Origin of the sequence: Microcoleus sp. S28C3 (assembly GCF_036700785.1) — a bacterium.
GTDB lineage: Bacteria > Cyanobacteriota > Cyanobacteriia > Cyanobacteriales > Microcoleaceae > Microcoleus > Microcoleus asticus.
Genome location: NZ_JAUBPO010000015.1, coordinates 73,419 through 79,886 on the forward strand (window position 1 = coordinate 73,419; position 6,468 = coordinate 79,886).

General features: G+C 45.1%; 7 protein-coding genes. All 7 read left to right on the plus strand.

All coding sequences use genetic code 11. From position 1 onward, the window contains the following. The first annotated feature begins 46 nt into the window (after window positions 1–46). The 7 genes from accD (at window position 47) to QUA13_RS07020 (ending at window position 6,263) form a co-directional block, all read left to right on the plus strand. Window positions 47–997, plus strand: a complete 951-nt coding sequence (accD, locus tag QUA13_RS06990; RefSeq protein WP_333197654.1) for an acetyl-CoA carboxylase, carboxyltransferase subunit beta — start codon at window positions 47–49, stop codon at window positions 995–997. Window positions 998–1,378: 381 nt separating this feature from the next. Next, window positions 1,379–1,570: a hypothetical protein gene (locus QUA13_RS06995; protein ID WP_006633443.1), complete on the plus strand. Its 192-nt coding sequence runs from the start codon at window positions 1,379–1,381 to the stop codon at window positions 1,568–1,570. 145 nt (window positions 1,571–1,715) lie between these two features. Further along, entirely contained in the window at window positions 1,716–2,204 is a 489-nt protein-coding gene (psbV, locus tag QUA13_RS07000; protein ID WP_172185108.1) for a photosystem II cytochrome c-550, read from the plus strand. 249 nt (window positions 2,205–2,453) lie between these two features. Further along, entirely contained in the window at window positions 2,454–2,954 is a 501-nt protein-coding gene (gene psbV2 / locus QUA13_RS07005; protein WP_333197656.1) for a photosystem II cytochrome PsbV2, read from the plus strand. 125 nt (window positions 2,955–3,079) lie between these two features. Beyond that, entirely contained in the window at window positions 3,080–3,418 is a 339-nt protein-coding gene (petJ, locus tag QUA13_RS07010; RefSeq protein WP_333189471.1) for a cytochrome c6 PetJ, read from the plus strand. A 521-nt stretch (window positions 3,419–3,939) separates the two neighbouring features. Continuing rightward, the gene (locus QUA13_RS07015; protein ID WP_333197657.1) at window positions 3,940–4,944 is read left to right on the plus strand and encodes a CHAD domain-containing protein; all 1,005 of its coding nucleotides are present in this window, start codon (window positions 3,940–3,942) and stop codon (window positions 4,942–4,944) included. A 224-nt stretch (window positions 4,945–5,168) separates the two neighbouring features. Continuing rightward, window positions 5,169–6,263, plus strand: a complete 1,095-nt coding sequence (locus QUA13_RS07020) for a hypothetical protein (RefSeq protein WP_333197658.1) — start codon at window positions 5,169–5,171, stop codon at window positions 6,261–6,263. The last annotated feature ends 205 nt before the right edge of the window (window positions 6,264–6,468 follow it).

Consider the following 6,468-nt stretch of genomic DNA (forward strand, 5'->3'; position numbering starts at 1 on the left):
ACCAATTCCAAATTACCAATTACCAATTACCAATTACCAAGTTTTAATGTCTCTATTTGATTGGTTTGCAAATCGACGAAAATCAGTACCGAACTCCCAAGAACGGCCGGAACGAGAAATTGCGGACGGACTTTGGAATAAATGCGAAGCTTGCGATGCCCTGAGTTATACCAAAGACCTGCGAGCAAATCAAATGGTTTGCTTGGAATGCGGGCATCATATCAGAGTTTACAGTGACGATCGCATCGAGCAGTTGATCGATCCCAATACCTGGATGCCCATTAACGAAGGACTGCACGCCACAGATCCCCTAAAATTTCGCGATCGCAAAAAATATAGCGATCGACTGCGAGAATTTCAAGAAAAAACAGGCCACCTAGACGCCGTAGAAACAGGCATCGGCAAACTCGAAAATTTGCCTGTGGCCCTCGGAGTCATGGAATTTCAGTTCATCGGCGGCAGCATGGGCTCAGTAGTCGGAGAAAAACTGACTCGCCTCATCGAACACGCCACGCGGGAACGCTTGTCCGTGCTCATTGTCTGCGCTTCTGGCGGTGCGAGAATGCAAGAAGGAATGCTCAGCTTGATGCAAATGGCTAAAATTTCCGGGGCTCTAGAACGCCATCGGGAAGCGAGACTGCTTTACATCCCGATTTTGACCCACCCGACCACCGGCGGCGTCACCGCCAGTTTTGCCATGCTGGGAGACGTTATAATTGCAGAGCCAAAAGCTACTGTAGCCTTTACGGGCGGCCGGGTAATCGAGCAAACTCTGCGCGAAAAGCTGCCGGAAAATTATCAAACTTCCGAATACTCCTTCGCCCACGGTTTTGTAGACTTGATCGTACCCCGGACTCAATTAAAGAAAACTCTCGGTCAGCTTATCAGCCTCCACCAGCCCCAGCCGTTCTTGGGCGGCTCGGAATTGTCCGCCCTCAATGGCAGCGACGGCCACGCTGTGCCCCCGCAGACTCACGCTTTCAAGCTTTCTCCCTAAGCAGCAACGCCGGATGATTGTCTGTTGGTAAGTCCGGGGGAGAGACGAAAAATCTCTGAGCAATTGCTCAAAACCCGGTTTCTCGCAAAAATATTGAGTTTGCTAGCGAGACGTTCACGCAGACACTAGGTTTTGAGCCCCGCGCGCGCAAGTCCTATTGGTAATAACGACGCAGCAGTGGGATGATATTGATCGGAAGTTGATTGGCCCTGAAGTTGGGCTGGGCAAAAATGCCTAGTCGCAGTTAGCGGTTAGTTAGCTGGCGATCGAACAAGATCTCAGAACAAACTAACAGAACAAGCTAACAGCGCTTTCTGAAATTGTCCGGCTTTCAGTTAATAGCCGTCAACTCAATTTTGACCTGTCAGCGACCTAAAAATTATGGGTTTTGCAGACCTGTCCATCGCAGAAATAGCAGAGGACTTCAACGTCCCTGTTGAAGACGTGATCCGCTTGTGCGACGAGTTGGAAATTGCCTACAAGCACCCTCAAACCCGTTTGGCTTTGGAGGATGTTAAGGCAATTATGTCTACTCTCGAAAAAAGGCGCGACTCAAAACTTCTTGCAGATTAGATCGCAAAATTCCTCTACCTTTAAAGGTATGGCTGCACTAACTTTCGCCAGTTGTTGCAGAAAGAGGGAATTTTGAACAGAAATCTGTTTGCCAGCTATGCTCTCTTAGCGTTCAATAATTTGCCGGATTTTTTTAAGGAGAACCATGCTTAAAAGATACTTAATTGCTCTGACCGCTGTATTCTTGACATTTCAGTTATTTGTCAGCAGTGCGATGGCTGTCGAACTGAGTCCTGAACTTCGCACTGTGACTTTGAATGACAAGGGTGCTCCGGTAGTGCTGAGCCTCAAACAAGTTCAGCAAGGCAAACGCCTGTTTAATTCGGCTTGCGCTCAATGTCACGCTGCGGGCATGACAAAAACTGACCCCAACCTGAATTTGAGCCCGGAAACTCTGGCTTTGGCCAACCCGCCCCGGAATAATATTGAGTCGCTGGTGGACTTTATGAAAAATCCCACCACTTATGACGGGTTTGAGGAAATTTCGGAAGTGCATCCGAGTATGAAGAGCGCGGATATTTTCGCTGAGATGAGAAATCTCTCGGATGACGATTTGTACGCGATTGCCGGTCACATTCTGTTGCAGCCGAAAATTGTTGCCAAGCAGTGGGCTGGTGGCAAAGGCGCTCGCTAATCGATTTTAGATTTTAGATTTTGGATTTTGGATTTGGGATGGGGCTGGGGTTTGGCAAGGATTGCTGGCTGGCTGTTTTTCTATCTAAAATCTGAAATCTAAAATTTACCCCCTGCTCATTGATTCTCGCCAGTCGAACCCGCCGACTTAAGCTTGTGGACTGGTTGAGGGCGACGAAAGCCAGAGTGAAACAAGAAAATTCGATTTTGCGAGCAAATGTTAGTGAATTATTGACAGTTCTACGCCCTTATGCTGCATCGTGGTGTTTTTGTCTGCTTTCTGTTGGGGATGTTAATTATTTTGCCGCTCGTGCTGTTGGCTCCTCAACCTGTTTTGGCTGCTGGCGATTCTTACGTGAATAGGTATTTAGAAGCCAGCGAACCTGTGGCTTTGGAGTTGGACTCTCAGGGGAATACTCGGTTGTTTTCGGCTCAGGATTTGTCTGCGGGCAAGGTGTTGTTCGAGCAAAGTTGTATGAATTGTCACGTCGGAGGAGCTAATTTGCCAGATCCCACGATATCTCTGTCTTTGGCTGACCTGAAGGGGGCGACCCCTCCCCGCAACAACATCAATAGTTTGGTGGCGTTTCTGAGAGAACCGATGACTTATGACGGTACTGAGGAGAGTTTTTGGTGCCGCCAAGTCCCGGAAAGCTGGATGCCGCAGGCAGAAATCGAAAATTTGGCGGCTTTTGTGATCCGGGCCGCTCAGAAAGCTCCGGCCTGGGGCGTGGAGAATTTTGAGAGTTGAACTACCGCTGCAAAAAAGTGGTAAATTACTCGGGAGAACGCGATGCGACTGCGCGATCGCGCCTGTTTTAACAGGTAAAATATCTAAAGAATCACCCTTTCCGTGTCCATTAGAGGAGAACTGCGTTGAAAAGACTCTTATCGATCGCCCTGTTAGCGTTCGCAATTTTTACCGTGGGCTTTGGCCGCCCTGCTTTGGCAGGAGATGCTGCTAAAGGAGCTAAAATCTTTAGCTCGAACTGTGCTGCTTGTCACATCGGTGGCGGCAACGTGGTTATGGCCCAGAAAACATTGAAATCGGCTGCTCTTGAGAAGTACGGCATGAATTCTCTCGAAGCTATTACCACTCAGGTAACTAAGGGCAAAAATGCTATGCCTGCTTTCGGCGCCAAGTTGAAGCCCGAACAAATTGAGGATGTAGCAACCTACGTGCTCGAACAATCTCAGAAAGACTGGAAAGGCTAAACTGCCTCTTTGAAGTCGGACAAGCTGGGCTGGCTTGATTTAATTTAAAACTTGTCCTCCCGATCGCACCCTCTCTCTCTTTTTGGCGAATAAATGTCGGTTTGCAGCGATCTTAACCTGTTTGGGAAAGAGCGCCAGAAATCGGATTTTTATTAGCCCAAGGGCGAGGGAGGGTAATTCTATTTTAGATTTTAGATTTTAGATTTTAGATTGAAGATTGAAGATTGAAGATTTTAGATTTGAAATTTGAGATTGCTAAATGCTGACTTTGGATAAATTGTCCAGCACCTTACATTAACAAGGCTTACGCATGGGGGCTAGAAACCTGGTTTCTACGAAAAATCCTGGGTTTTAATTAGAGAAATATAGGAAGAAACCGGATTTCTGAGGTCGCAAGTGCGATCGAGAATTAATTAAAATTTATAATTTCTGGGGTTCATAAATTCAAATATGTGCTAGGATATAACCCCCTTATTAGAAAAGCATTGAAATCAATCAGAAAAGTGGAGTCTACACCTGCAATGAACGTAAAAACATCAGCAAAAGTTAAAACTCAAGTTAAAACTCTCGGAGACGCAGCCTCTGAGGCGATTGAGAAATATTTCCGCAAAAGTGTAGCGCACGAGGCTGAAGTTATCAAAGACAAAGACGCGGAAGAACTTCATCAAATGCGCGTGGGATTGAGACGTTTGCGATCGGCTGTAACGGGTTTTGCTCCGGTTTTAGACTTGCCAAAAGAGGCTTCTGAGCGCAAAATTGGTAAGGTGGGGCGGATTCTGGGAACGCTCAGGGATTTGGATGTGATGCTCGAAAGTCTCCAAAACCGCTATTACCCGAATTTGCCGGATGACGAACAGGAAGTTTTGGATAAGGCTTTGTTGAATTTGCTCAAACAGCGCCACCGGGCTTTGAAAGGGGTGAGGGCGATTTTAGAGCACAAAACCTACGAATCGCTGAAGCAGTCGATCGAGGATTGGCTGGAAAAACCGCAGTATCGGGCGATCGAACATTTGTCAATTGCTGAGGTTTTGCCGGATTTACTGTTACCTCAAGTCAGTGAGTTTTTCCTGCATCCGGCTTGGCTGTTGGGCACGGAATATGAGGATGGCAAAGTTAAAGTTGCTAAGGATTTGAATGCTGAGGCTGTCGAAGAGAAGTTAGCAGCAGAGGGAACTATTCTGCACGATTTGCGGAAGCAAGCGAAGCGGGTTCGCTATTTGATGAATCTGTTTGGGGATTTTTACAGCGAGACTTACGAAGTTTATGTCGAAGATGTGAAAGCTGTTCAGGAATGTTTGGGCGATATTCAAGACAGTGAAGTTTTAGGCGAGTTTCTGACAGATTTTGTCGATCGCGATCTGAAAAAAGAGTTGCCGAAATTGGCTGATATTTTGGCACAAAATCGCTACGCAGCTTGGCAAAAATGGCAGTTTTTGCAGCGCAGGTATTTGAGTTCGGAAATTCGCCAAGGTTTGCGATCGGTATTAATTCATCCTGTGGTTAAAGATGCTGTTAAGGTCGATTAGCTGTCGGAATTTTAGTGGGTTTGCAGTTACGCTTGGGCGCGGTTTGGGCGCAACTGCAACCAACAGAGAAGTAGCTCGTTCTAATTAAACGTAAGACGCTCTAGATTCGCGTATCCCTACCCCCCTGCTCTTAAAATTTTGATTGCCTATATTAAAATTCTTGCCGGCAGGGAGAGTCCCCCGCCTGTCAAGATTTTGGTTGAAAGTAAACAAAAACTTTAGTCATGGAAAAGAAAATGAGTAGCCAACTTAACAAACCTCTGGAAATATGGATCAATGAAGATTTACTACTTCCTGGTGTACGCCCAGCCCCACTGCTAATGCACCTCAGCCCGCCGGACACTAATCCAGAGTTAAAGTTTTGGAATTTGCTCAGGGATAAATTGCCGGATCTAGTCAAGATTCACCGATTTACAAAATTGGCAGATGCAGGCAAGATTGTGGTGACTCCACATTTTATTTCAAGTTATTATAGCTTTAAGAAGCAAGGTGAATTTTATAAATTCAAACGCCAAGTATTAGGATCGCAACGAACTCTCGTCACTTTTTCAAACAGTATGGAGTTTAAGCCTTCTCAAGGAGAAATATTTTTTGCATCTGCCACTTACAATGATAAAAAAGAAAAATCAATACCTACGCCCCAATGGCTTTACGAATTAGGAGAGAAGGTAAATATCTCAAAACCATCAATTCCTACTGTCGGTTTTGTGGGAAATAGTGAATATCCATCCCGACTAAATTCGCTGATATTACGTTATATTAAATTTTCAGATTCTATGGTTAACTGGATGGCAGGCAACCTTTCTGTTAATCGTAATTTGAATTTGGGAAGGCGAATGTTGATTGCAGCATTAGTCCGAAAAAAAATAATTAATGAATTGCGAAAAGCGAAAAATCTACAAACATCTGTGATTGAAAGAAAGGGAGAGTTTTTTAGTCTGCCATTGGAAGAAAAAAAGCGCCAAAGAGCCGAGTATATCGAAAATATCGAGAATAATGCTTATATCTTGGCGATGAGGGGAGACGATAATGGCTGTTACCAGCTCTTGGAGGTGATGTCAGCAGGAAGAATTCCGGTTTTCATTGATACTAATAGATTGTTACCGGAGTTGAGAGGGATGAAATGGGAAGATTTTTGCGTTATCGTTCCTTTTTCGGAAGTTCATCGGATTGGAGATTATATCCAAGCTTTTCACGATAAACTTTCGGATGAGGATTTTGCTGAGGTTTGCCGGAAATCTCGCGCTGCTTTCGAGCAGCTACTCCCTCACAACTTTGTTGTCAGGATTTTGGACATAATTGCCAAAAGTACCAACTAATGATGTATAAAAATGGCTAGAGAATAGCATCTAAGAATGTCGGAGCTAACTTAAATATCGGATAAAATTACAGCAGTTATTAATCATTTGCCCAATTTCTCTCCGGCAGACGTGTTAGACTTGGCTAGTTAGGGCTTGCTGAATAATCGATCGCAAACCAATAACAGGAGCGATCGATATCTGAAAGCTCAGTTAAAGATAAGTT

Excerpts from the sequence above, each read along its gene's own strand:
- QUA13_RS06995 (WP_006633443.1), top strand. The coding sequence starts at position 1,379 with ATGGGTTTTGCAGACCTGTCCATCGCAGAAATAGCAGAGGACTTCAAC.
- accD (WP_333197654.1), top strand. The coding sequence starts at position 47 with ATGTCTCTATTTGATTGGTTTGCAAATCGACGAAAATCAGTACCGAAC.
- psbV (WP_172185108.1), top strand. The coding sequence starts at position 1,716 with ATGCTTAAAAGATACTTAATTGCTCTGACCGCTGTATTCTTGACATTT.
- QUA13_RS07020 (WP_333197658.1), top strand. The coding sequence starts at position 5,169 with ATGGAAAAGAAAATGAGTAGCCAACTTAACAAACCTCTGGAAATATGG.
- QUA13_RS07015 (WP_333197657.1), top strand. The coding sequence starts at position 3,940 with ATGAACGTAAAAACATCAGCAAAAGTTAAAACTCAAGTTAAAACTCTC.
- psbV2 (WP_333197656.1), top strand. The coding sequence starts at position 2,454 with ATGCTGCATCGTGGTGTTTTTGTCTGCTTTCTGTTGGGGATGTTAATT.